Source organism: Citrobacter freundii complex sp. CFNIH2 (assembly GCF_002880615.1).
GTDB lineage: Bacteria > Pseudomonadota > Gammaproteobacteria > Enterobacterales > Enterobacteriaceae > Citrobacter_A > Citrobacter_A amalonaticus_F.
Map to the genome: position 1 here is coordinate 424,881 of NZ_CP025757.1, position 25,218 is coordinate 450,098.

Here is a 25,218-nt window from a genome sequence, read left to right on the forward strand (position 1 = left end):
GCAAAATTCTGCATAGCAGATTCTGGTGCTATAAACCTGCCGTATCGATACCGTATTCCTGCAGTTTATACATCAGGGCGCGTCGACTGATGCCTAACATCAGGGCGGCGCGGGTGCGGTTTCCTTCATGTTGTTCAAGCACCTCGATAATGATCCGCTTTTCTTCGCGTTTAATCTCTTCTTTCAGATTGCGCTCACTGGGCTGCGTGGCTTTTATCTCGCTGCCACCACTCACCGGCTGGCGGAGCGGGGCGGGCAGATCTTCTGCAAAAATGACGGCACCGGTATTCATCACCACCGCCCGCTCAATGACGTTCGAGAGTTCGCGGATGTTTCCGGGCCAGGGCCAGGTAGTAAGCATTGACATGGCCGCCGGATCGATCTCAATAATGTCACGCTGATTTTCCGAACTGAATTTCTGCAGGAAGTGGTTAGCCAGCAGCGCAATGTCTTCCCGTCGTTCGCGCAGCGGGGGAAGTTGCAGATGAATCACATTCAGACGGTAGAACAGGTCTTCACGGAAAGCGCCTTCTTTCACCATCGCATGGAGATCCCGGTTGGTGGCGGCGACCATGCGGATATCCACCTGAATCGTCTGATGTCCGCCCACGCGTTCGAATTCCCGTTCCTGTAGGATGCGCAACAATTTTGCCTGGAGCACCAGCGGCATTTCGCCAATTTCATCGAGCAGCAGCGTTCCCTGATGGGCGCGTTCGAACAGCCCCTGACGCTGAGTTTGTGCGCCAGTGAAGGCCCCTTTTTCATGACCGAACAACTCGCTTTCCAGCAGTGACTCCGGTAACGCGGCGCAGTTGATTTTGATAAACGGACCGTTTGCCCGGCGCGAGTTGTAGTGAATGGCGCGCGCAATCAACTCCTTACCGGTGCCGCTTTCACCACTGATCAGGACGTTGGCCTGTGACAGGGCAATTTTCGCTGTGTCTTTGCAGATATCCATCATCCGTGGGCTGTTGGTCAGAATATGTCCCCATTGCCAACTGGTGCTCAGAGCCTGATGCAGGCTGCGGATCTCCTGTTTCATCGCCTGCAGCTGCAGGGCGCGTTGGATCAGTAAATTCAGTTCATCGAGATCGAAAGGTTTGATCACGTAATCAAACGCCCCGCTGCGTAACGCTTCGACGGCAGTTTCGACTTCGGCGTAAGCGGTCATCAGGATCACGGGGATGCGTGGTTGCTGAGTGCGCATGACTTTCAGGGCGTCAATCCCGTTCATTTCCGGCATGCGGATATCCATCAGCACCACATCCGGCGGGGCGTCGGCAAAGCGCTGCAACGCTTCCTCCCCGTTGCTGGCACAGTGTGTTTCATGCCCCTGTAGCGAAAAGGCGGTGGTAAGCATGCGACGAACGTTATCTTCGTCATCCACAATCAGGATACGGTAGCGGGTTTTCATACTGACAAGTTTCCTTGCGGGTTAACCGGTAAAATAAGGGTAAACGTCGCGCCACATCCGGGTATGCTGGCAACGCGAATATCGCCCTGATGGGCATTAATAATGCGCTGGCTGAGCGCGAGTCCAAGCCCCGTGCCAGAGGCTTTGGTCGTGAAAAAGGGATCAAAGATCTTTTTCTGTAGCGCGATATCGATCCCACAGCCGTTATCTTCAATCATGACGGCTTGTTGTGTGGCGGAGTATTGCCAGGTGCGAATGCGGATTTCGCCGCGTGCGCTGATGGCTTGCACGGCATTTATCAAAATATTGAGGATCACCTGTTTTAACAGTTCACGATCGGCAACGATGGCTGGCAGCCCTTTATCCTGTTCGACGTTGAACGCGATCCGCGCCTGTACGCCGGAGGTTTGTACCAGAATCAGCGTCTCTTCGATCAGCGAATTGAGCAGTACTTGCTGCCACTGGCTTTGTCGTGGTCGGGAAAAATCCAGCAACTGTTGAATGACACGATTAATAGAATCAATTTCTTTCAGCACCACAGACAGATATTCCTGATGTACCGGCAGGCTGGTTTGCTGACGAATGATCTGCACATAGCCACGGATGGCGGTGAGCGGATTACGCACCTCATGCGCTACCCCGGCCATCAGTTCACCCAGCGTGGCGAGTCTCTCGGTTTGCGCCAGACGACGCTGCGTCTCTTTACGCGCGGTCAGATCGGAAAAAATCACCAGCGCTCCGATCAGTTCACCATCAGGGTTATGGATCCGGCTGGTGGTGACGCTGAGTTCAATGGTGCGATCACGCGCCGGAAAGCTAACTTCCTGTGCCAGATGCTCCGTCCCATGCGCCAGGGTATCGAGAACCGGGCTGGCAAAATGAGGGTCGGAGAAGAGGGTGGCATAGGGGCGACCAACCAGTTCATTGAGCGTATACCCGGTAATCATTTCTGCCGCAGGGTTCATGGTGGTGACATCGCCCTGTCTGTCGATTGCGATCACCCCGTCGGCGGCGTTTTCAATGATCAGATCGTTAAGGGTTTTGGTTTCACGCAGCGTTTGCGCCAGTGCGTTAACGCTGCGGCTAATTTGCCCCAGTTCGCCAGGCAGATTGGGAAGTTGTGCCGGCGTTTTCTGCGCCAGCGTCGACAGACCGTCCGTGATGATGTCGATATTGGCGCTAAGGCGTCGGGAAAACAGCACGATCAAGAGCAGGCTACAGAGCAGACCTGCCGCCAGCACCGCAATGATGCGCACGTCCATCCTCCACGCCTGACGCTGGATATCTTCCGTCAATTCATTCGCCCAGATGTAGCCCAGCACGTCGCCATCCCGGGTGATGGGGATCATGGAGTTAAGAATATCGCCGCGCACCTGGCGGCCGGAAAAGACGACCGGGGCATTGCTGCGCATCACTTCGCGTCCGGGGTGATCGGCAGCAATCGTCACGCCAACGTTATTTTGGTACAGCGCGGAAGGGGCGTAGGTCACAATCGCATCCAGCGCTTTGTTATAGTAGCCCGCCCCAATGCCCGGAAACGCCTGGGTGATCCGCTCGGTGATGGGGCCGAGTTCGGCATTCAACGCCTGAATACGTTCGTCCCGCGGCAGCGCCGTAAAATGGGTAAAGCGATCGCCCAGCGCCTGATCGAGCAGGTGTACAACGGCAGATAATTTTTTCTCTTTTTCAGATAAGACTGCTGACCGTCCTTCGGTTTCTACGATATAACCAATCGATAGCGTCGGCACGATGACCATCAGGATCGCCATCAGGATCATCTGATTGCGTAAGCGTCGCGGGTATAACCCTCTCAAAAAGCGCATGCTGGCATCCCTGTGACCCATTTTCTGACAAACGCCAATTATCGGGGGTTGCGGCAACGGTTTCTCAGCGGTGTATCATATTCCCGCAAACGCAGGCGCGGGCATTGCGACGCCGCGCATTTACCGCTACCTTAACCACACTCCATTTATCGCCTGAGGCGGAGCTTCGCCCTTTTGAAATACCTTGCATCCTTTCGCACGACCCTGAAAATCTCGCGCTACCTGTTCAGAGCGTTGGCGCTGTTGATTTGGCTGCTCATTGCCTTTGCCTCGGTGTTCTACATCGTGAATGCCCTGCATCAGCGGGAGTCTGAGATCCGCCAGGAGTTTAACCTTAGTTCCGATCAGGCCCAGCGTTACATTCAGCGCACGTCGGATGTGATGAAAGAACTCAAGTACATCGCGGAGAATCGCCTGACGGCGGAGAACGGCGTGTTGTCTTCGCGGGCGCGTGACGATAAAACCGAGGTGCCGACCTTTCAGCCGCTGTTTGCCGATTCCGACTGCGCGGCAATGGGCAACGCCTGGCGCGGATCGCTGGAGTCGCTGGCGTGGTTCATGCGCTACTGGCGTGACAACTTTTCTGCTGCGTACGATCTGAATCGTGTTTTTCTCATCGGCAGCGATAACCTCTGCATGGCGAATTTCGGCCTGCGCGATATGCCCGTCGAGCGCGATAATGCGCTGAAAACGCTGCACGAGCGGATTATGAAGTACCGCAATGCGCCACAGGATGAATCCGGAAACAATCTCTACTGGGTGGCGCAGGGGCCGCGTCCGGGGATCGGCTATTTCTACGCGCTGACGCCGGTTTATCTGGCAAATCGCCTGCAGGCGCTGTTGGGCGTTGAACAGTCCATTCGGATGGAAAACTTCTTTACGCCGGGCAGTCTGCCGATGGGCGTGACCATTCTGGATGAAAATGGGCATGCGTTGATTTCACTGACCGGGCCGGAGGGCACCATCAAGGCGGAACCTCGCTGGATGCAGGAGCGCTCCTGGTTTGGCTATACGCCGGGCTTTCGTGAGCTGGTGCTGAAGAAAAATCTGCCGCCGTCTTCGTTAAGCATCGTCTATTCCGTTCCGGTCGATCTGGTGCTGGAACGGATCCGGATGCTGATTCTGAATGCCATTCTGCTGAACGTGCTGGTGGGGGCGGCGCTGTTTACCCTCGCGCGGATGTACGAACGACGGATCTTTATTCCGGCGGAAAGCGACGCCCAGCGTCTGGAAGAGCATGAGCAGTTTAACCGTAAGATTGTCGCGTCCGCGCCTGTCGGGATTTGTATTCTGCGCACCGTTGACGGTATTAACATCCTCAGTAACGAGCTGGCGCACACCTACCTGAACATGCTCACCCATGAGGATCGACAGCGGCTGACGCAAATCATCTGTGGGCAGCAGGTGAACTTTGTCGATGTGCTGACCAGCAATAACACCAATTTGCAGATTAGCTTCGTCCATTCTCGCTATCGCAATGAAAACGTGGCGATCTGCGTGCTGGTGGATGTCTCCGCCCGCGTCAAAATGGAGGAGTCGTTGCAGGAGATGGCGCAGGCGGCTGAACAGGCGAGTCAGTCGAAATCGATGTTCCTGGCGACCGTCAGCCATGAGCTGCGCACCCCGCTGTATGGCATCATCGGTAACCTCGATCTGCTGCAAACCAAAGAATTGCCAAAAGGGGTCGATCGCCTGGTGACGGCGATGAATAACTCCTCCAGTTTGCTGCTGAAAATCATCAGTGACATTCTCGACTTCTCGAAAATTGAATCGGAGCAGTTGAAAATTGAGCCGCGCGAATTCTCGCCACGTGAGGTGATGAGTCACATTACGGCGAACTATCTGCCGCTGGTGGTGCGCAAGCAGCTCGGGCTGTACTGCTTTATCGAACCGAATGTGCCGGTTGCGCTTAATGGCGATCCGATGCGCCTGCAGCAGGTGATTTCTAACCTGCTGAGCAATGCGATTAAATTCACTGATATTGGCTGCATTGTGCTGCATGTCAGCCGCGACGATGATTATCTCAGCATCCGGGTACGGGATACCGGCGTCGGGATCCCGGCGAAAGAGGTGGTGCGCTTGTTCGATCCGTTCTTCCAGGTCGGTACGGGCGTGCAGCGCAATTTCCAGGGAACGGGGCTGGGACTGGCGATTTGCGAAAAGCTGATCAGCATGATGGATGGTGACATCTCGGTCGATTCCGAGCCAGGGATGGGTAGCCAGTTTACGGTGCGTATTCCACTGTATGGCGCGCAGTATCCGGCGAAAAAAGGGTTTGATGGACTTGCCAGAACACGCTGCTGGCTGGCGGTGCGTAATGCTTCTCTGTGCCAGTTTGTTGAAAACAGCCTGACGCGTAACGGTGTCGAGGTGATGCGTTATGAAGGGCAGACACCGGCGAGTGACGACGTGTTGATCACCGACGATGCCCTGGAACAGCCGTGGCAGGGGCGGGCGGCGGTGATTTTCTGTCGGCGCCATATTGGCATTCCACTGGAAAGGGTGCCGGGTGAATGGGTGCACAGCGTGGCGTCGCCGCATGAACTGCCGGCGCTGCTGGCCCGGATCTACCGTATTGAGCTGGACGATGAGGCGCTCTCCTCCGCGTTACCGGCCCCGGAAAAAGCGGCGGCCACCAATGATGACATGATGATCCTGGTGGTTGACGATCATCCGATTAACCGCCGCCTGCTGGCCGATCAGTTGGGATCGCTCGGATATCAGTGCAAAACCGCCAATGACGGCGTGGATGCCCTGAACGTGCTGAGCAAAAACCATATCGATATCGTGCTGAGTGACGTTAACATGCCGAATATGGATGGCTATCGTCTGACGCAGCGCATACGTCAGTTGGGGCTGACTTTACCGGTTGTTGGGGTGACGGCCAACGCCTTAGCCGAAGAGAAGCAGCGCTGTCTGGAGTCGGGGATGGACAGTTGTCTGTCGAAGCCGGTTACGCTGGATGTTATCCGGCAGACGCTGGCGGTGTATGCGGAGCGGGTCAGGAAAACGCGAGGGTAAAAATGCCGGATGGCGGCTTTGCCTTATCCGGCCTACAGAACGTGTATGTTTTCCGTAAGTAGGCCTGATAAGCGGAGCGCCATCAGGCATTTTGCAACTGAAAGAGGAATTAGTCTTTATCTGCCGGGCTCAGGGTCACGGAAGAGAGATAGTTCAGCAGTGCAATATCGTTTTCAACGCCCAGTTTCATCATCGCTGATTTCTTCTGGCTGCTGATGGTTTTGATACTGCGGTTCAGCTTCTTGGCGATTTCAGTCACCAGGAAACCTTCAGCAAACAGACGCAGAACTTCACTCTCTTTCGGAGAGAGACGTTTGTCACCGTAGCCGCCCGCGCTGATTTTTTCCAGCAGGCGAGAGACGCTTTCCGGGGTGAACTTTTTGCCTTTCTGCAGTGCTGCCAGCGCTTTCGGCAGGTCTGTTGGCGCGCCCTGTTTCAGGACGATCCCTTCGATATCAAGATCCAGCACCGCGCTCAGGATTGCCGGGTTATTGTTCATGGTCAGAACAATGATCGACAGGCTCGGGAAGTGACGCTTGATATATTTGATCAGAGTGATCCCATCGCCGTACTTGTCGCCCGGCATAGAGAGATCGGTAATCAACACGTGTGCATCTAATTTTGGCAGGTTGTTGATCAGTGCTGTGGAGTCTTCAAATTCGCCAACAACATTCACCCACTCGATTTGCTCAAGTGATTTGCGAATACCGAACAGTACAATCGGATGGTCATCGGCAATAATTACGTTCATATTGTTCATGTAAAGGCTACCTTGCTACAGCAAGCTCTTGACGTAGGCGTCAATGTCGCTGATGTATTTTTCTATTCCTGGAGCATCTTTCTCACGAATCAGATGTTCCAGCGTTTCACATAACTGCTTGCCGGGTACCAGATTTAGCATGGCAAACACGCCTTTCAGGCGGTGAGCCGTTTGGGCTAGCGCAGCAAAATCGCTGATTGCAGCCTCAGTATACAACCTCTTAACATCATCCGGTACTGTGTCTACAAATAGTGCGTAATAACCGCTGGCATGAAGTTCGGCGTTTTCATTACCTCCCAGAGGGGATTCCGGGATCGCTTCCTGCGCCAGTTGCTCTTCAATTAGTTGTAGTACAGCTTCCTGCATAGCGTTGCTCATATTAAAGTTGACGCGAAGCTGGCCAGGGCCAATTTTCCGCACGCCTGACTCATCATCGCTTAAAAGCAAGCCGGAGGCAGTAAGATTAGACGGATTATCAGTTAAAAAGAGATCATATTCTTGACTTATGAGTCTCTCATCCGGAGTGATGCAGGTTGCTCCCCAGTTTTCCAGTTGGCGAAGCACGATGTTGCGCACCTCGTTAGAGGTCACGTCGATCATTACGCTGACATCATCCAGCAGACGCTCTTCGTCTTCTTTATGCTGGTCGAGCGGCGTCATTTTAACATGGACTGTATAGCGTGTACCCAGCGCATCTCGCGCTTTTATGCTCAAATGTCCGCCAAGTTTACGCGCCAGCTGGTCGCATAACCAGAAGGCCAGCGGATTGGCTTTGCCGTAACGGTCTTTCTGCGTCTCACTGATGAACGGGAAATGCAGGTTGTCGATTTCGCTTAACGTCACGCCTTCGCCGGTATCCAGAATGCGGAACGTCAGGCGCTCGGCCACCGATTCATCCTGATCCACCTCGAGCGTGATTTTGCCAATCTGGGTGGTTGTTACCGCGTACTGCATCAACAGCAGTAAGATCCGTCGCAGTGCATCGCGATCGCCATGTCGTTCGTCGTTTGCCTTCAGATGGTTGTTGATGAGCAGTTGCAGCCCTTTACGCTTCATCGCGGGCAGCACTTGCGGGACGACTTCGTCAATCAGCGCCTGAACCGAGAAGAGGGTCGGCTCGCTCTTCCAGCTGTCACTTTCCAGCATATTTGCCAACTGAATTTCATCAATCATACGGACCATCACGTCAGCATGATTCGCCAATTGCTGGGCATCCGGCGTTTGCAACTGGGCAACCTCTGCCGCCAGCGTTTTGACCGGCTCTTTTAACGCCTCGCTGATGTTTTGCATAAAGGCGACGCGGCCCTGCTGATTTTTTTCGTATAACCGCTGTGCCTGTTTAAGCTTTTTGTTCACCAGTACTTCACGATCCTGGTCGCGGATAATAAAGATCTGGGTACGCGGGGCGACCTGGCTGCGGAACAGGCGAATCTCATACAGCTCGTTATTGACGGTTGCCTGGATCACGCCCTGATGCTGTTCCGCCATGCTGGTGATATTTTGCAGATTCAGATGCGGTAACAGATGGTCGGCAATTTTGTTGCTCATCACCGTGCGGTTCGCTTCCTGATCATGCACCAGCAGACCCAGCGGCAGTAGGGAAACAATCTCTTCGTTAATCGCGCGCAGAATACGTAGCTCATTATTTGCTGCGGTATTCGGCGCGACTTCCGTTGTGCGTCCAGGCTGGTTACGAAAGGTGGTATAGCCAAACAGCGCGAGGGCCAGCAGGCCGATATTCAGCAACAGCGGCAACAGGATGTTTTGCAGCGTATCGAGCAGCAGGGTGCCAAACGGCACCTGCCAGACCAGGCGCATTCCCGTCGAGTTCAGCGCCGACGAGATTTCAATTTTCGAACTGTTAAAGCTGATACTTACGCTGTCGGGTGATTCTTTATCTGCATTGCGTGCGCTGACGGGTGTCGTGTCAGGCTCAAGACGGAAGCTGTCCAGCGGCATGCCGGGAGGAATTAAGTCATTGATGGGCAGATCAAATGCGACAACGGTCGCCAGGTGTCCCGGCTGGTTAAAGGTGGTTCGCAGCGTAAAATAGTGGCCGTTTTGCCATGCCAGTCGACGCAGCGATGAGAAACTTTCCCGTTCGTCCAGCGCATTGGCCTGCTGGAGCATCTCCGCCCGACGGGAATCGACAATACTGCCGATGGTCGACTCTTTAAATCCCGAAGAGAGATCTTTTAACGGCAACGTCGAGATGAGCGTCAGGCTGTTATCCTGCCCGTTGAGATAATACATGGACCACGGCACCGTCTCCGCGCCCCACAGCGTGTCGAGGTAGGACGAGATGCGCTGCGTCATTTCCAGCGTTGAACTGTCATGCGAGCCAAAGATCAGCGCTTCGGTTTTACGCCGCGGTTTTTCAAGATAGTAAACGTCCTGTTTCAGGCGCGTTTCCTGCAATCCTTCGCTGCTTGAGGGATTCGTGGTCGCGGCGATGTTGTCATAGATTTGCCAGGTCGCGTAACGCCAGGTATCGATCCGCTTATGGATTGCATGGGTGATATCGACGATTTGATAGCTCTTATCTTTCAACCAGGCGTTAACCGCGCTTTGCACCATCACGCCCATCGTCACCAGCAATACAATGATCAGTAATAAAAAGAAACGGGTAATGCTTCCCGGCAGGAGGGAAAATCGGGACGTAGCCGTTGTATCAGACTGACTCATTCGTGGTTATGACCTGTAAAACAACGCAGAAGGTGAAAGGGCAGTATAAAGGGTACGGTGTGAATTTCCACACTCTCTACTCATTGATGTTCTGCATTTTTTGCCAAAAAGAATTCATCAGTTAAATGGCGTAAAAGTGTACAGACCCACCAGAGGCGTACAAATATTGCCCGTTCAGTGAGAAGAAATAGCACGAAATAACAAGAAATCGGTTTCTGATATCAGTCAGTGACTGAATGAAGGTAAATAGTTAATAGTTGTTATTATTTTTGTGCGGTAGCACATAAAGCGAAAGTAAGTGTAAAGAAGGGTAAAAAAAAACCGGACGCATCGCATCCGGTTGAAATAGGGGTAAACAGACATTCAGAAATGAATGACGGTAATAAATAAAGTTAATGATGATAGCGAGAGATATTTTAGTGATGCATGACGATTTTGTTTTGTCATTCAGTGCTATCAAATTTATTTATGTAATTAATTGTTTTTTATGGTTTTTTTATATTTCTTGAGTGATCGTGCTTATTTTTTATCTTTTTGAAGCAAAAAAAAAGTTCCCTCGCATTTACATTTTGAAACACCTATGTGGATAAATGAAACATCTTAAAAGTTTTAGTATCATATTCGTGTTGGATTATTCTGCAATTTTGAGGAGAATGAACTTGCCGACTGGTTAATGAGGGTTAATCAGTATGCAGTGGCATAAAAAAGCAAATAAAGGCATATAACAGAGGGTTAATAACATGAAAGTTAAAGTACTGTCCCTCCTGGTACCAGCACTGCTGGTAGCAGGCGCAGCAAATGCGGCTGAAATTTACAACAAAGACGGCAACAAATTAGACCTGTTCGGTAAAGTCGACGGTCTGCATTATTTCTCCGATGATAAAAGCGCTGATGGCGATCAGACCTATATGCGTATCGGCTTCAAAGGTGAAACCCAGGTTAACGATCAGATCACCGGTTACGGCCAGTGGGAATATCAGATCCAGGGTAACGCGCCTGAATCCGAAAACAACTCCTGGACTCGTGTCGCATTCGCAGGTCTGAAATTCGGCGATGCGGGTTCTTTCGACTACGGTCGTAACTACGGCGTTGTGTATGACGTCACGTCCTGGACCGACGTCCTGCCAGAATTCGGTGGGGATACCTACGGTTCTGACAACTTCATGCAGCAGCGTGGTAACGGCTTCGCGACTTACCGTAACGCTGATTTCTTCGGTCTGGTTGATGGCCTGAACTTTGCCCTGCAGTATCAAGGTAAAAACGGTAGCCCGTCTGGTGAAGGTGCTGATGGCTTAGCTTACACCGGCGTGACTAACAACGGTCGTGAAGCTCTGCGTCAGAACGGCGACGGCGTTGGCGGTTCCGTCACTTATGACATCGGTGAAGGCTTCGGTCTGGGTGCAGCAGTGAGCAGCTCCAAACGTACTGATGAGCAGAACAAAGCGGCTTATCTGGGTAACGGCGATCGCGCTGAAACCTACACCGGCGGCCTGAAATACGACGCTAACAACGTTTATCTGGCAGCACAGTATACCCAGACCTATAACGCAACGCGTGTAGGCGGCGAAGGTTGGGCAAACAAAGCGCAGAACTTCGAAGTGGTTGCTCAGTACCAGTTCGACTTCGGTCTGCGTCCGTCCGTTGCTTACCTGCAGTCCAAAGGTAAAAACCTGGGGACTCTCAACGGTCGTAACTACGACGATGAAGATCTGCTGAAATATGTTGATGTAGGCGCAACCTACTACTTCAACAAAAACATGTCCACCTACGTTGATTACAAAATCAACCTGCTGGATGACAACAGCTTCACTCGTGATGCCGGTATCAGCACCGACGACATCGTTGCACTGGGTCTGGTTTACCAGTTCTAAGTTTGCTTAATGTCGATAAAAGGCCCTGCGGGGCCTTTTTTTTGTGTGGTTTTACGGCGTACAACCGCCGGTTTTTGGTGTACTCTTGCGCCTCTTTCGCAGGAGGACAATCACGTATGGAAATGAACATTGCTCGTGTGGCCTTATTGGCGGCGACGATCTTTTTTACCGGGTGCGATAACGCGCCGGACGCAGCGAAAACGCCTGTCGCGGCTCCGGTCGTGCTGGAAGGGAAAACAATGGGCACCTTCTGGCGCGTGAGCGTGGTCGGAGTCGATGCCAAATCAGCATCGGCGCTACAAACGAAAATTCAGACGCAACTGGATGCTGACGACCAACTGCTCTCCACTTATAAAAATGATTCGGCGCTGATGCGCTTCAACCAGTCGAAAAGTCTTTCTCCCTGGCCTGTCAACGAGGCCATGGCGGACATTGTTACCTCCGCGCTGCGCATTGGGCAAAAAACGCAGGGGGCGATGGACATCACCGTCGGGCCGTTGGTGAATTTGTGGGGATTTGGCCCCGACAAGCAGCCGGTCCAGATCCCGACGCAGGCGCAAATCGATGCGGCAAAAGCCAACAGCGGGTTGCAGCACCTGACGGTGATCAACCAGGCGAAACAGCAGTACCTGCAAAAAGATCTGCCGGATTTATTTATTGATCTCTCCACCGTCGGCGAAGGTTACGCCGCCGACCACCTGGCGCAGTTGATGGAACGGGAAGGTATCGCCCGCTATCTGGTCTCTGTCGGCGGGGCGCTGAACAGTCGCGGGATGAACGCTGAAGGGCATCCGTGGCGGGTGGCGATCCAGAAGCCTACCGACCGTGAAAATGCGGTTCAGGCGGTGGTGGATATTAACGGGCACGGTATCAGTACCTCCGGCAGCTATCGCAACTATTACGAGCTGAATGGCAAACGCCTCACTCATGTTATCGATCCGCAGACGGGACGCCCCATTGAGCACAATCTGGTGTCAGTCACGGTGATAGCGCCAACGGCGCTGGAAGCGGATGGCTGGGATACCGGGCTGATGGTACTCGGCACGGAGAAAGCCAAAGAGGTCGTACGCCGGGAAGGGCTGGCGGTGTACATGATCATCAAAGAGGGGGAGGGATTCAAAACCTGGATGTCTCCGCAGTTTGAAAGTTTCCTCATCCGTGAACAAAATTAGAAAGCAAGATTGCGGGTTTTCGTGTGATGGGTTTCGGACACACTGCCGCTAAGCAGGCACTATGCTTAACGAAGGAGTCCAGTATGAAAAATTCTCTATGCGTAAATGACGATCAGCGCTGGCAGTCGGTGTTAGAACGCGATTCTGATGCTGACGGACAGTTTGTCTTTGCGGTGCAGACGACCGGCATCTTTTGTCGACCTTCCTGCACGGCAAAACATGCGCTGCGTAAAAATGTCCGCTTCTTTCCCGACGCGCAGGCCGCGTTGATGGCCGGATTTCGCCCGTGTAAACGCTGTCAGCCGGATAAAGCCAACGCCCGGCAGCATCGGCTGGATAAAATTACACTTGCCTGTCAGCTTCTGGAGCAGGAGAACCCCATCACGCTCGATGCGCTGGCTGAACAGGTGGCGATGAGTCCGTACCATCTGCATCGCGTGTTCAAAGCCACGACCGGGATGACGCCAAAAGCGTGGCAGCAGGCGTATCGCGCCCGCCGCCTGCGCGACGCCCTGAGTCACGGCGAAAGCGTGACGCAGGCGATTCTGAATGCCGGATTCCCGGACAGCAGCAGCTACTATCGTAACGCCGATGCGACGCTTGGGATGACGGCAAAGCAGTTCCGTCGTGGCGGTGACAAGCTGGCGGTGCGCTATGCACTGGCGGATTGCTCGCTTGGGCGTTGTCTGGTGGCGGAAAGCGAGCGGGGGATCTGCGCCATTTTGTTAGGGGATGACGATGCGGCGCTGATGGCTGAACTGCAGACGTTGTTCCCGGCCGCTCAGGCTCAACCCGCCGATGCCGTATTCCAGCAGCGCATTCACCACGTTATCGCCAGTATTGACGGGCGTGACGTCGCGCTGTCGTTGCCGCTGGATATTCAGGGTACCGCATTTCAACAACAGGTCTGGCAGGCGCTGCGGGCGATCCCTTACGGTGAGACCATCAGTTACCAGCAACTGGCAAAAGCTATCGGTAAGCCGAACGCGGTTCGTGCCGTCGCCAGCGCCTGTGGCGCGAATAAACTGGCGATCGTCATTCCTTGTCACCGCGTTGTGCGGGGCGACGGTTCGCTTTCCGGCTATCGCTGGGGCGTGTCGCGTAAGGCGCAAATCCTGCGACGAGAGTCGCCAGATGAGGGGGCATAATGCTCGATCTGTTTGCCGATTCGCAGCCCTGGCAGGAACCGCTGGCGCCCGGTGCCGTCATTTTGCGCCGCTTTGCCTTCAGCACAGCGCTGCAACTGGTACAGGAGATTGAGGTGGTCGCCCGTCGGTCTCCGTTTCGCCAGATGATCACCCCTGGCGGTTACACCATGTCGGTGGCAATGACTAACTGTGGACGGCTGGGCTGGACGACCGACAGCCACGGCTACCTCTATTCGCCGATCGATCCGTTGACGGGGCTCGCCTGGCCGGATTTTCCGCCGTCTTTCCTGAGGTTATGTCAGCAGGCGGCAACGGCGGCAGGCTATGCGGATTATCAGCCGGACGCCTGCCTGATCAACCGCTATGTCCCTGGCGCAAAGCTTTCGTTGCATCAGGATAAAGACGAGCCGGATCTGCGGGCGCCGATTGTTTCTGTTTCGCTGGGATTACCGGCTGTCTTTCAGTTTGGCGGCCTTAAACGTAGCGATCCGCTGACGCGCGTTCTACTGGAGCACGGCGATGTGGTGGTCTGGGGCGGTGAATCGCGCCTGTTTTACCACGGTATTCAGCCGCTGAAGGCCGGGTTCCATCCGGCGACCGCCGACTGTCGTTATAATCTGACTTTTCGCCAGGCGGGTAAAAAAGAATAAAAATAAGAATTATTATTGCTGAACGCGTTGAGACGTTTAAACTGCGGGCTGTTATTCCTTGTCCGGGTTGTATGAATGGAACTACTTCTTCTTGTCTGGCGGCAGTATCGCTGGCCATTTATTAGCGTGATGGCGCTCAGCCTCGTCAGCGCGGCGCTGGGGATTGGCCTTATCGCTTTTATCAATCAGCGTCTTATTGAGACTGCGGATCCCTCTCTGCTGGTTTTACCGGAATTTCTGGGGCTACTGTTACTGCTGATGGCGGTGACGCTGGGTTCACAACTGGCGCTCACCACGCTGGGACACCACTTTGTCTTCCGTCTGCGCAGTGAATTCATCAAGCGTATTCTTGATACGCACGTGGAACGTATTGAACAACTGGGCAGCGCCTCTCTGCTGGCCGGGTTGACCAGCGACGTGCGTAATATCACCATCGCTTTTGTTCGTCTGCCTGAACTGGTGCAGGGGATTATTCTGACCGTCGGTTCGGCGGCGTATCTGGCGATGCTGTCGACTAAAATGCTGTTGGTGACAGCTATCTGGATGGTGATCACTATCTGGGGCGGTTTTATGCTGGTGTCGCGGGTTTACCGGCACATGGCGACGCTGCGCGAAACCGAAGATAAGCTGTATAACGACTATCAGACGGTGCTGGAAGGGCGCAAAGAGCTGACGCTCAACCGCGAGCGAGCAGAGCATATCTTCAACAACCTCTATATTCCGGATGCCAAAGAGTATCGTCACCACATTATTCGCGCTGATACCTTCCACCTCAGCGCAGTAAACTGGTCGAACATTATGATGCTCGGCGCGATTGGCCTGGTGTTCTGGATGGCAAACAGTCTCGGCTGGGCGGATACCAACGTCGCGGCGACCTACTCCTTAACGCTGCTGTTCCTGCGTACGCCGCTGCTGTCGGCGGTGGGAGCACTCCCTACGCTGCTGACGGCGCAGGTTGCTTTCAACAAGCTGAACAAATTCGCGCTGGCGCCGTTTAAAGCGCAATTCCCGCGCCCGCAGGCGTTCCCGGGATGGAAAACCCTCGAGCTGCGTAACGTCATGTTCCACTATCAGGACAACGCGTTCTCCGTGGGGCCAGTGAATCTGACGATTAACCGCGGTGAGTTGCTGTTTTTAATCGGCGGTAATGGCAGCGGTAAATCGACGCTGGCGATGCTGCTGACGGGGCTGTACCAGCCGCAATCCGGGGAGATCCTGCTGGACGGTAAGCCTGTCATCGCCGAAAAGCCGGAAGATTATCGCAAGCTTTTTTCAGCGGTGTTCACCGACGTCTGGCTGTTTGACCAACTGCTGGGACCGGAAGGCAAACCGGCCGATCCTGCACTGGTTGAGAAGTGGCTGGAGCACCTGAAAATGGCGCACAAACTGGAACTGAGCGATGGCCGGATCCTGAATCTGAAACTGTCGAAGGGGCAGAAAAAGCGAGTGGCGCTGCTGCTGGCGCTGGCGGAAGATCGCGACATTATCCTGCTCGATGAGTGGGCGGCCGATCAGGATCCGCATTTCCGCCGCGAATTTTACCAGGTCTTGTTGCCGCTGATGCAGGAGATGGGGAAAACCATTTTCGCCATCAGTCACGACGATCACTATTTTATTCACGCCGATCGTTTGCTGGAAATGCGTGACGGACAGTTGAGTGAACTGGTGGGCGATGAGCGTGATGCTGCGTCACGCGATGCGGTCGCGCGCACGGCCTGATTCATCTGACCGTTGTCCCGATGGCGCAAGGCTTTTCGGGGCAACGGTTGTTTTTTTATCCATCTGACGCCCCCGTTTATTGTTATTTACAGAACCTCGCGCCATGCTTAATGGCATCTCGTATCATGGATTTATGATTAATGTTCGCAAAACACCAAAACAGCGCAAGGCTGCGCGATGAAGAGCGTGCGCGGCTGATCTGGCTGCTCACCACCGATAAAGCCATTGTTTCCACCCTGTTAGGCAAGCTCACCCTGGCTGAGCAATATGATGTCGGAACGCTATCCGACGATATTGCTGAGGTAGGCGCGCTGGTCGACCATCTTCCACCACCTGACCTGGCGGATACCCTTGAAGCGCTCCCGTCAGAAGAACGTCACGCCCTCTGGCGGCTGATCGAAAGCGAAAAGCGCGGTTACGTCCTGCTCGAAGCCTCGGAAAATGTCTGGGACGACCTGATCGATGAAATGACCGACCGGGAGCTACTTGAGGCGCTGCAATATCTCGATATCGACGAACAGATTTACCTGGTGCAGCACCTGCCACGTAACCTCACCGGCCGGTTACTGGCGACGCTGCCGCCCGAAGAACGGGCTCGCGTGCGTCAGGTCATGCATTACGAAAAGAATCGCGTCGGCGCGATCATGGAGTTCGAGGTTATTACCGTCCGACCGGACGTGACGCTGGAAGTGGTGCAGCGCTACCTGCGTCGTCTGGGCAAGATGCCGGAAAACACCGATAAACTGTTCGTCACCCGCCGCGACAAAACGCTGGTCGGCGAGCTAACCCTGACCTGTATTTTGCTCAATGACGTGCAGCGCAAAGTCAGCGAGGTGATGGATGACGATCCGCTGACCTTCGCCCCGGAAGATAAAACGGAAAATGCGGCGCGTACCTTCGAACGTGACAACCTGGTCAGTGCGGCGGTGGTCGATCCTGCCGGTAAACTGATGGGGCGCTTAACGATCGACGAGATCGTCGACGTGGTGTATGAAGAGACGGACACCGATCTGCGTCGGATGGGCGGGTTAAGCGCCGAAGAGGACGTTTTTGCCCCCGTTCCCAAAGCGGTGAAAACGCGCTGGGCGTGGCTGGCTATCAACCTGTGTACTGCGTTCATCGCCTCCCGCGTGATTGATGGCTTTGAACATACCATTTCACAGCTGGTGGCGTTAGCGTCGCTGATGCCCATTGTCGCCGGGATCGGCGGGAATACCGGCAATCAGACCATCACCATGATTGTTCGGGCGCTGGCGTTACAAAACATCCAGCCGGGCAACCTGACGTTTCTTATTCTGCGCGAGATGGGGGTGGCGTTGGTCAATGGTCTCGTCTGGGGCGGGATTATGGGCGGGATCACCTGGTGGCTGTACGACGACATGGCGCTCGGCGGGGTGATGACCCTGGCAATGATGCTGAACCTGTTAATGGCGGCGCTGATGGGGGTCATCATCCCGATGACGATGGTGAAGCTCGGACGCGACCCGGCGGTCGGCTCGAGCGTGATGATCACCGCGATTACCGATACCGGCGGGTTCTTTATTTTTCTTGGGCTGGCGACGCTGTTTCTGATGTAGCGCGTCGTTTACGCTTCACGACGCGAGGCAGTAATCCCATCGCTACCACTCCGGCAACCACGCCAATCGCCAGGTTGCCGGTGGAGACCGTTGCGCCAACGGTAATGACCATCACCAGCGTTTCCACCACGGGCAGTGTCGTCAGGGTGGCGGGCCGGATGCTGTGCCAACTGAACGTTTTCACTGCCACAATCACCATGATCCCGGCCAGAACCGACATCGGGATTTTCGCCATCACGTCGCTTAGCGCAGTGACCAGCAGCAGTAAAACCAACCCGGCAGCAATCGTCGACACGCGGCTGCGGCCTTTTCCCATCTCCACGTTTACGATGGTCTGGCCGATCATCGCGCAACCGGCAATGCCGCCGTAAAAGCCCGCCAGAATGTTGGCGAACCCCAGACCCGCGCTTTCACGATTTTTGTTCGACGGCGTGACCGTCAGGTCATCAACCAGTTTTGCCGTCAGCAGCGACTCCATCAGGCCCACGAAGGCGATACTCAGTGCGCAGGGCCAGATAATTGTCAGCGTTTGCAGATTCAGCGGCACCAACAGCTGCGTCAGTCCCGGTAGTCCGCCGCTCATTGCGCCTTCATCGCCGACGGTCGGCAGCAATTGCCCGCTGGTTGCGGTAAACAGCGTCAATAAAACAATGGCAATCAGCGGCGCAGGAATGCTTTTAATCACCCGCGGCACCCACAACACAATGAGCAGCGTTAAGGAAAACAGTCCCCAGATGAGTGGACTTTTGCTCCAGAAATGAGGGACCTGGGCGAAGAAAATCAGAATACCGAGGGCGTTCACAAACCCGGTCATGACGGCGGCGGGAATAAAACGCATCAGGCGCGCCATCCCGGTAACACCAAACAGAATCTGGATAAATCCGGCTAACACGACCGCCGGCAGAATGTACTGTACGCCATGCTGGTGCACCATCGGGCCTATCACCAGCGCAACGGAACCGGCAGCCGCTGTGACCATCGCCGGGCGACCGCCCATGAAAGACATTACCAGACAAAGAACCACGGAGGCGATCAGGCTGACTTTCGGGTCAACACCGGCAATCACCGAAAAAGAGATCACTTCCGGGATCAACGCCAGCGCGGTGATCACCCCTGCCAGCGTTTCGCGTACCAGCAGACGTGGGGCGCGAAGGACGCCACTGACAGTGTGTTCTGCTGCCAGAGCAGGAGACGAAGGGGTTACAGACATATTTACTCTCAGGTCGGAAAAGGCCTGATAACAGCAGACCGACAGGCGTCCGTGCGGTGAATAACAAAGCGCCGCATAGTACCTTTCTGGAGCGTCTGTTTCCAGAAAATATTGCGAATAACCCTATAAAGATTCAACGTATTTTTAACGTTTTAAAATCTTAATATAATTTATAAACAATATTTAAATATTATTGCTGAAATGTTAACGTTGGTGCCGCTCGATTTTCACCTGCAAAAAGCAAAAAAACGATACTAAAAGTAAGGCATTAACAATATGAAAAAAGTGACTGCCATGCTCTTCTCGATGGCCGTAGGGCTGAATGCTGTCTCGATGGCGGCAAAAGCGAAAGCGACGGAAGAGCAGGAGACGGACGTACTGTTGATCGGCGGCGGCATCATGAGCGCCACACTGGGAACTTATCTACAGGAACTGGAACCCGACTGGTCGATGACCATGGTGGAGCGCCTGGACGGTGTCGCGCAAGAGAGTTCAAACGGCTGGAACAACGCCGGTACCGGGCACTCCGCGCTGATGGAACTGAACTACACGCCGAAGAAAGCCGACGGAAGTATCAGTACCGAAAAGGCAGTCGAAATTAACGAAGCTTTCCAGATTTCCCGTCAGTTCTGGGCCCATCAGGTCAAGAACGGCGTGATGCACGACCCGCGCGCCTTCATCACCACCGTCCCGCACATGAGCTTTGTCTGGGGTGATGAGAACGTTAACTTCCTGCGCGCTCGCTATACGGCACTGCAGCAGAGCACGCTGTTCCGTGGTATGCGCTATTCCGAAGATCACGCGCAAATCAAAGAGTGGGCGCCGCTGGTGATGGAAGGGCGCGATCCGAAACAGAAAGTCGCCGCCACGCGTACTGAAATGGGAACGGACGTGAACTACGGCGAAATTACGCGTCAACTGATTGCTTCGTTGCAGAAAAAACCTAACTTTGCACTGGAGTTGAGCACTGAAGTTCGGGGTTTTCAACATAACGACGACAACACCTGGACGGTGACCGTCGTCGATCTGAAAAACGGCGAAGCGGAACATAAAATCAAAGCCAGATTCGTCTTTATCGGCGCGGGCGGCGCAGCGCTGAAACTGCTGCAGGAAACCGGTATTCCGGAAGCCAAAGAGTATGCGGGCTTCCCGGTCGGCGGTCAGTTCCTGGTCGCAGAAAACCCGGACGTAGTGAATCGCCATCTGGCGAAAGTGTACGGCCAGGCTTCCGTCGGGGCGCCACCGATGTCGGTTCCGCATATCGATACCCGTATTCTGGACGGCAAACGCGTCGTGCTGTTTGGGCCGTTCGCCACCTTCTCCACCAAATTCCTGAAAAATGGTTCACTGTGGGATCTGCTGAGTTCAACCACGCCTTCCAACTTCATGCCGATGGTCAACGTCGGGATGGATAACTTCGATCTGGTGAAATACCTGATTAGCCAGGTGATGCTGAGCGATGATGACCGCTTCGACGCGCTGAAAGAGTACTATCCGCAGGCGAAGAAAGCGGACTGGCGTTTGTGGCAGGCGGGCCAGCGCGTCCAGATCATCAAGCGTGATGAAGACAAAGGGGGCGTGCTGCGTCTGGGGACGGAAGTGGTGAGCGACAAAGAGGGGACCGTTGCCGCATTGCTGGGCGCATCACCGGGCGCATCCACTGCGGCGCCGATCATGCTCCACCTGATGGAAACCGTCTTTAAAGATAAGGTGAATACGCCGCAATGGCAGGCGAAGCTGAAAACGATTATTCCGTCTTACGGTACAAAACTGAACGGCAACGTTGAGGCGACGCAACAGGAACTGCAATACACCAGTGAAGTGTTGGGACTGAAATATGACAAGCCGCAAACGGTAGATATCCCACCGAAAGCGCAGCTCAAGCCTCAGGCTCAGCCCGCGCGTAAAGAAGTCGCCGATATCGCACTGTAACCGCATTGCCGGATGGCGTTGCGCTTATTCGGCCTACGTTTAGTTCCTGTAGGCCGGATAAGGCGGTACGCCGCTATCCGGCATCATTAGCGACTTATCGCGTTACCGCGTTCTGCACGTTGTCTTCCGCTTTCCAGATGCGGAATTTCACATCAACATTTGCCGGGGTATACACCACGATTGGCAACTTGCTGTTGTAACGCAGCATGCCGTCATCACCCAGATATGCGGTCACAAATTTCTGCTCTTTTTTGCCGTCCGGGCAGGCCATCATGGTCGAGACCGGGGAGGTAACTTTGTCAAAGACGTAGTAGTCATAGCCCCAGCCTTCCAGCGTTTTGCTTTCCAGTTCCCCTCCCAGACGATGCTGGTTGCAGTCAACCTCCAGCGTCTGGCCGATCATCAGTTCCACTTTCAGAGTAGATTCATCTTCCTGATGGGGTAGCTGAATAACCTGGCGTTTCATTCCTTTTTCCGCCTGCGGATAAGGGGCGATTTTTTCCAGTGGTTGCGGGTTAGTCTCAGCGGATGCCGCCCACGCAGAGGTGCTGGCGAAGGCAGCGAACAAAACGGCAGGGACCATTGTCTTCATTTTTGAGTTCACAGGTTTTCCTTTTTTATCTTATGAACGATTTCACGGCAGATTAACATGTTCACCAGAGTCATTGATCTGTCTTTACGTATTTTTAAAGTTCATTGGTTGTGATTGTATAAAATGAGTAGTCATTTATTCTGTTTTTTACCTTTGGGTATGAGTGATTATCCTGACGGTCATTTCGATATATAAAATATTACATAACCCTTTGATATGTGCGGAGAAGCACATTCTGACAAGCTTCATTAACACTCTTTTGATCCAACCACTGGTTTTACCCCGATTGGGGTATGCACCTGGAACCCATCCTTTACTATCTTACCGATCATAATAATGACTTAGTAGTAACACGGTTTTTATTGTCGTTCACCCAGCCGGGGGAGCGTCGTTTATGGAAGGGCGATGCCATGGTTGATCTATCCCGTCGAGGCATACTGACTGGCAGTTGGCGTAATGCCAACCGTGGGATCCGTCCGCCATGGAGCATGGAAGCCTCTCAGTTTCTGTCCCAGTGCACCCGTTGCGACGCCTGTATTCAGGCTTGTGAACACGATGTTTTGCAGCGTGGTCCGGGTGGCTATCCGAGCGTTAATTTCCAACAAAACGAATGCACCTTCTGCTACGCCTGTGCGCAGGCTTGCCCCGAATCTCTCTTTTCTCCGCGCCACACCAGGGCATGGGATCTGATTTTCACCATTGGGCAAGCGTGTCTGGCGTATCAGTCCGTAGAGTGCCGCCGCTGTCAGGATAGCTGTGAACCGCAGGCGATCCTGTTTCGCCCAACGTTGTCCGGCATTTATCAGCCACAACTCGATAACCAGAACTGTAACGGATGCGGCGCGTGCGTCGCCAGTTGCCCGGTGTCAGCCATTACCGCGGAGTATAACCATGCACATTAACTGGCAGGTCTGCAGCCTGATTGTTCAGGCCAAAGGCGAACAGGTACAGGATATCAGCACGCAGTTAAATGCTTTGCCGGGCTGCGAAGTGGCCGTAAGCGACGAGCAAAGCGGTCAGATGATTGCCGTGGTTGAAGCAGAACACAGCGAAACGCTGATGCAAACAATTGAGTCGGTACGCAACGTTGCGGGCGTGCTGGCGGTGTCGCTGGTTTATCACCAGCAGGAAGAACAAGGTGAGGAAACACCATGAAACTCAGTCGTCGTAGCTTTATGAAAGCTAACGCCGTTGCGGCCGCTGCGGCGGCTGCCGGGCTAAGCGTGCCGGGCGTTGCCCGCGCAGTTGTCGGTCAACAGGAAGCCATTAAGTGGGATAAAGCCCCGTGCCGTTTTTGTGGTACCGGCTGTGGCGTTCTGGTCGGAACTCAGCAGGGGCGTATTGTCGCCTGTCAGGGCGATCCGGAAGCCCCGGTTAACCGTGGTCTGAACTGCATCAAGGGCTATTTCCTGCCCAAAATTATGTACGGAGAGGACCGTTTAACGCAGCCGCTGCTGCGTATGAGAGACGGTAAGTACAGCAAAGACGGTGAATTTACGCCGATAAGCTGGGATCAGGCTTTCGATGTGATGGAAGAGAAGTTTAAAACCTCACTGAAAGAGAAAGGCCCGGAGTCTGTCGGCATGTTTGGCTCCGGTCAGTGGACCATCTGGGAAGGGTACGCTGCCTCTAAACTGTTTAAAGCCGGTTTCCGCTCGAACAACCTCGATCCGAACGCGCGTCACTGTATGGCGTCAGCGGTGGTAGGCTTTATGCGTACCTTTGGCATGGACGAACCGATGGGCTGCTACGACGATATCGAGCATACCGATGCGTTTGTTCTGTGGGGCGCCAACATGGCGGAAATGCACCCGATCCTCTGGTCGCGCATCACCAACCGTCGTCTCTCCGATCCGAATGTTAACGTCTCCGTGCTGTCCACCTTCCAGCACCGTAGCTTTGAGCTGGCGGACAACGGGATGGTGTTTACGCCACAGTCTGACCTGGTGATCCTCAACTACATCGCTAACTACATTATCCAGAACAACGCGATTAACCAGGACTTCTTCAGCAAGCACGTTAACGTCCGCAAAGGGGCAACGGATATCGGCTATGGCCTGCGTCCGACGCATCCACTGGAAAAAGCCGCGAAAAACCCAGGTTCTGACGCCTCCGAGCCGATGAGCTTTGAAGACTACAAAGCGTTTGTGGCGGAGTACACGCTGGATAAAACCGCTGAAATGACCGGCGTGCCGAAAGATCAGCTGGAGCAACTGGCGAAGCTGTATGCCGACCCGAACAAGAAAGTCATCTCCTACTGGACGATGGGCTTCAACCAGCATACGCGCGGCGTGTGGGCCAACAACCTGATCTACAACATCCACCTGCTGACCGGCAAAATTGCGCAGCCGGGCTGCGGACCGTTCTCGTTAACCGGTCAGCCTTCTGCCTGTGGTACCGCGCGTGAAGTGGGAACCTTTGCTCACCGTCTGCCTGCGGACATGGTGGTCACCAACGAAAAACACCGTGAGATCTGTGAAAAGCACTGGAATATCCCGGCCGGGACGATTCCGGCGAAAATCGGTCTCCATGCGGTTGCTCAGGACCGGGCGCTGAAGGACGGCAAGCTGAACGTCTACTGGACGATGTGTACCAACAATATGCAGGCCGGTCCGAACATCAATGAAGATCGTCTGCCGGGCTGGCGCGATCCGCGCAACTTTATCATTGTCTCCGATCCCTATCCGACCGTCAGCGCGCTGGCCGCGGACCTGATCCTGCCAACCGCAATGTGGGTAGAGAAAGAAGGGGCTTACGGTAACGCCGAGCGTCGTACCCAGTTCTGGCGTCAACAGATTAAAGCACCGGGCGAATCGAAATCCGACCTGTGGCAGTTGGTTCAGTTCTCACGTCGTTTCAAAACGGAAGAGGTCTGGCCCGAAGAACTGCTGGCACAGAAACCGGAACTGCGCGGCAAAACCCTGTATGACGTGCTGTTTGCGACCCCGGCGGTAAGCAAGTTCCCGCTGACGGAGTTGAAAGAGGATCAGCTTAACGACGAATCCCGCGATCTGGGCTTCTATCTGCAAAAAGGGCTGTTTGAAGAGTACGCCTGGTTTGGGCGCGGACACGGTCACGATCTCGCCCCGTTCGATGACTACCACAAGGCGCGCGGTCTGCGCTGGCCGGTGGTTGACGGGAAAGAGACGCAATGGCGCTACAGCGAAGGTCACGATCCGTACGTCAAAGCGGGTGAAGGCTACAAGTTCTACGGTAAGCCAGACGGTAAAGCGGTGATCTTCGCGCTGCCGTTTGAACCGGCCGCAGAATCGCCGGATGCCGAGTACGACCTGTGGCTTTCCACGGGGCGTGTGCTCGAGCACTGGCATACCGGCAGTATGACGCGCCGCGTGCCGGAACTGCACCGCGCGTTCCCGGAAGGGGTCCTGTTTATCCATCCGTTAGATGCGAAAAAACGGGATATGCGCCGTGGCGACAAGGTCAAAGTGATCTCACGTCGTGGCGAGGTGATTTCCATTGTTGAAACCCGTGGACGTAACCGTCCGCCGCAGGGGCTGGTCTACATGGCGTTCTTCGATGCCGCACAGCTGGTGAATAACCTGACGCTGGATGCGACGGATCCGCTCTCTAAAGAGACGGATTTCAAGAAGTGCGCCGTGAAACTGGCGAAGGTGTAACACGCC

The 25,218-nt window shown here is 54.3% G+C and carries 17 protein-coding genes; 11 read left to right on the forward strand and 6 right to left on the reverse strand.

The features are described from left to right. Nucleotides 1–28: 28 nt before the first annotated feature. A complete protein-coding gene (gene atoC, locus WM46_RS02060; RefSeq protein WP_102601282.1) occupies nt 29–1,414 on the reverse strand; it encodes an acetoacetate metabolism transcriptional regulator AtoC in 1,386 nt (461 codons plus the stop codon). Continuing rightward, complete coding sequence (gene atoS / locus WM46_RS02065; protein WP_102601283.1) at nt 1,411–3,237, reverse strand: two-component system sensor histidine kinase AtoS; 1,827 nt, start codon at nt 3,235–3,237, stop codon at nt 1,411–1,413. The genes atoC and atoS overlap by 4 nt, the downstream gene beginning before the upstream one ends. Nucleotides 3,238–3,411: 174 nt before the next feature. Between atoS and rcsC the strand changes: the two genes are divergently transcribed. Beyond that, complete coding sequence (gene rcsC, locus WM46_RS02070) at nt 3,412–6,258, forward strand: two-component system sensor histidine kinase RcsC (protein ID WP_102601284.1); 2,847 nt, start codon at nt 3,412–3,414, stop codon at nt 6,256–6,258. 109 nt (nt 6,259–6,367) lie between these two features. Here rcsC and rcsB read toward each other — a convergent pair whose 3' ends face one another. Together rcsB and rcsD are read right to left on the reverse strand one after the other, a co-directional pair. Next, nucleotides 6,368–7,018 (reverse strand): response regulator transcription factor RcsB, encoded by a 651-nt coding sequence (gene rcsB / locus WM46_RS02075; RefSeq protein ID WP_001061917.1) that lies wholly within the window; start codon nt 7,016–7,018, stop codon nt 6,368–6,370. 15 nt (nt 7,019–7,033) lie between these two features. Continuing rightward, the gene (rcsD, locus tag WM46_RS02080) at nt 7,034–9,703 is read right to left on the reverse strand and encodes a phosphotransferase RcsD (RefSeq protein ID WP_102601285.1); all 2,670 of its coding nucleotides are present in this window, start codon (nt 9,701–9,703) and stop codon (nt 7,034–7,036) included. A gap of 740 nt (nt 9,704–10,443) precedes the next feature. On the opposite strand from rcsD, the gene WM46_RS02085 reads away from it, so the two are divergent. From WM46_RS02085 to mgtE, 6 genes are all read left to right on the forward strand, one after another. Beyond that, a complete protein-coding gene (locus tag WM46_RS02085; RefSeq protein WP_061074759.1) occupies nt 10,444–11,574 on the forward strand; it encodes a porin OmpC in 1,131 nt (376 codons plus the stop codon). Between the two features lie 116 nt (nt 11,575–11,690). Continuing rightward, nucleotides 11,691–12,746 (forward strand): FAD:protein FMN transferase ApbE, encoded by a 1,056-nt coding sequence (gene apbE / locus WM46_RS02090; RefSeq protein ID WP_102601286.1) that lies wholly within the window; start codon nt 11,691–11,693, stop codon nt 12,744–12,746. 83 nt (nt 12,747–12,829) lie between these two features. Further along, nucleotides 12,830–13,894, forward strand: a complete 1,065-nt coding sequence (gene ada / locus WM46_RS02095; protein ID WP_102601287.1) for a bifunctional DNA-binding transcriptional regulator/O6-methylguanine-DNA methyltransferase Ada — start codon at nt 12,830–12,832, stop codon at nt 13,892–13,894. After that, nucleotides 13,894–14,544 (forward strand): DNA oxidative demethylase AlkB, encoded by a 651-nt coding sequence (gene alkB / locus WM46_RS02100; protein ID WP_102601288.1) that lies wholly within the window; start codon nt 13,894–13,896, stop codon nt 14,542–14,544. Before ada ends, alkB begins: the two co-directional genes overlap by 1 nt. A 75-nt stretch (nt 14,545–14,619) precedes the next feature. Continuing rightward, the gene (locus tag WM46_RS02105; protein ID WP_102601289.1) at nt 14,620–16,263 is read left to right on the forward strand and encodes a multidrug ABC transporter permease/ATP-binding protein; all 1,644 of its coding nucleotides are present in this window, start codon (nt 14,620–14,622) and stop codon (nt 16,261–16,263) included. Nucleotides 16,264–16,403: 140 nt separating this feature from the next. Then, on the forward strand, nt 16,404–17,840 hold the full coding sequence (gene mgtE / locus WM46_RS02110; protein WP_102601290.1) for a magnesium transporter: 1,437 nt from the start codon (nt 16,404–16,406) through the stop codon (nt 17,838–17,840). On the opposite strand, the gene WM46_RS02115 is transcribed toward mgtE, so the two are convergent. Continuing rightward, nucleotides 17,803–19,050, reverse strand: a complete 1,248-nt coding sequence (locus tag WM46_RS02115; RefSeq protein WP_102601291.1) for a SulP family inorganic anion transporter — start codon at nt 19,048–19,050, stop codon at nt 17,803–17,805. The genes mgtE and WM46_RS02115 overlap by 38 nt on opposite strands. A 276-nt stretch (nt 19,051–19,326) precedes the next feature. On the opposite strand from WM46_RS02115, the gene mqo reads away from it, so the two are divergent. Next, nucleotides 19,327–20,982, forward strand: a complete 1,656-nt coding sequence (gene mqo, locus WM46_RS02120; protein WP_102601292.1) for a malate dehydrogenase (quinone) — start codon at nt 19,327–19,329, stop codon at nt 20,980–20,982. Nucleotides 20,983–21,076: 94 nt separating this feature from the next. On the opposite strand, the gene eco is transcribed toward mqo, so the two are convergent. Beyond that, nucleotides 21,077–21,574 (reverse strand): serine protease inhibitor ecotin, encoded by a 498-nt coding sequence (gene eco, locus WM46_RS02125; RefSeq protein ID WP_102603758.1) that lies wholly within the window; start codon nt 21,572–21,574, stop codon nt 21,077–21,079. Nucleotides 21,575–21,984: 410 nt separating this feature from the next. On the opposite strand from eco, the gene napF reads away from it, so the two are divergent. Genes napF through napA form a run of 3 tightly spaced genes read left to right on the forward strand, consistent with a single transcriptional unit; the run spans nt 21,985 to nt 25,212 of the window. Continuing rightward, nucleotides 21,985–22,476, forward strand: a complete 492-nt coding sequence (napF, locus tag WM46_RS02130) for a ferredoxin-type protein NapF (RefSeq protein ID WP_061074752.1) — start codon at nt 21,985–21,987, stop codon at nt 22,474–22,476. Next, nucleotides 22,466–22,729, forward strand: coding sequence for a chaperone NapD (gene napD / locus WM46_RS02135; RefSeq protein WP_043000078.1), 264 nt, complete (start codon nt 22,466–22,468; stop codon nt 22,727–22,729). Before napF ends, napD begins: the two co-directional genes overlap by 11 nt. Then, a complete protein-coding gene (gene napA / locus WM46_RS02140; protein ID WP_061074751.1) occupies nt 22,726–25,212 on the forward strand; it encodes a nitrate reductase catalytic subunit NapA in 2,487 nt (828 codons plus the stop codon). Before napD ends, napA begins: the two co-directional genes overlap by 4 nt. Nucleotides 25,213–25,218 lie beyond the last annotated feature (6 nt).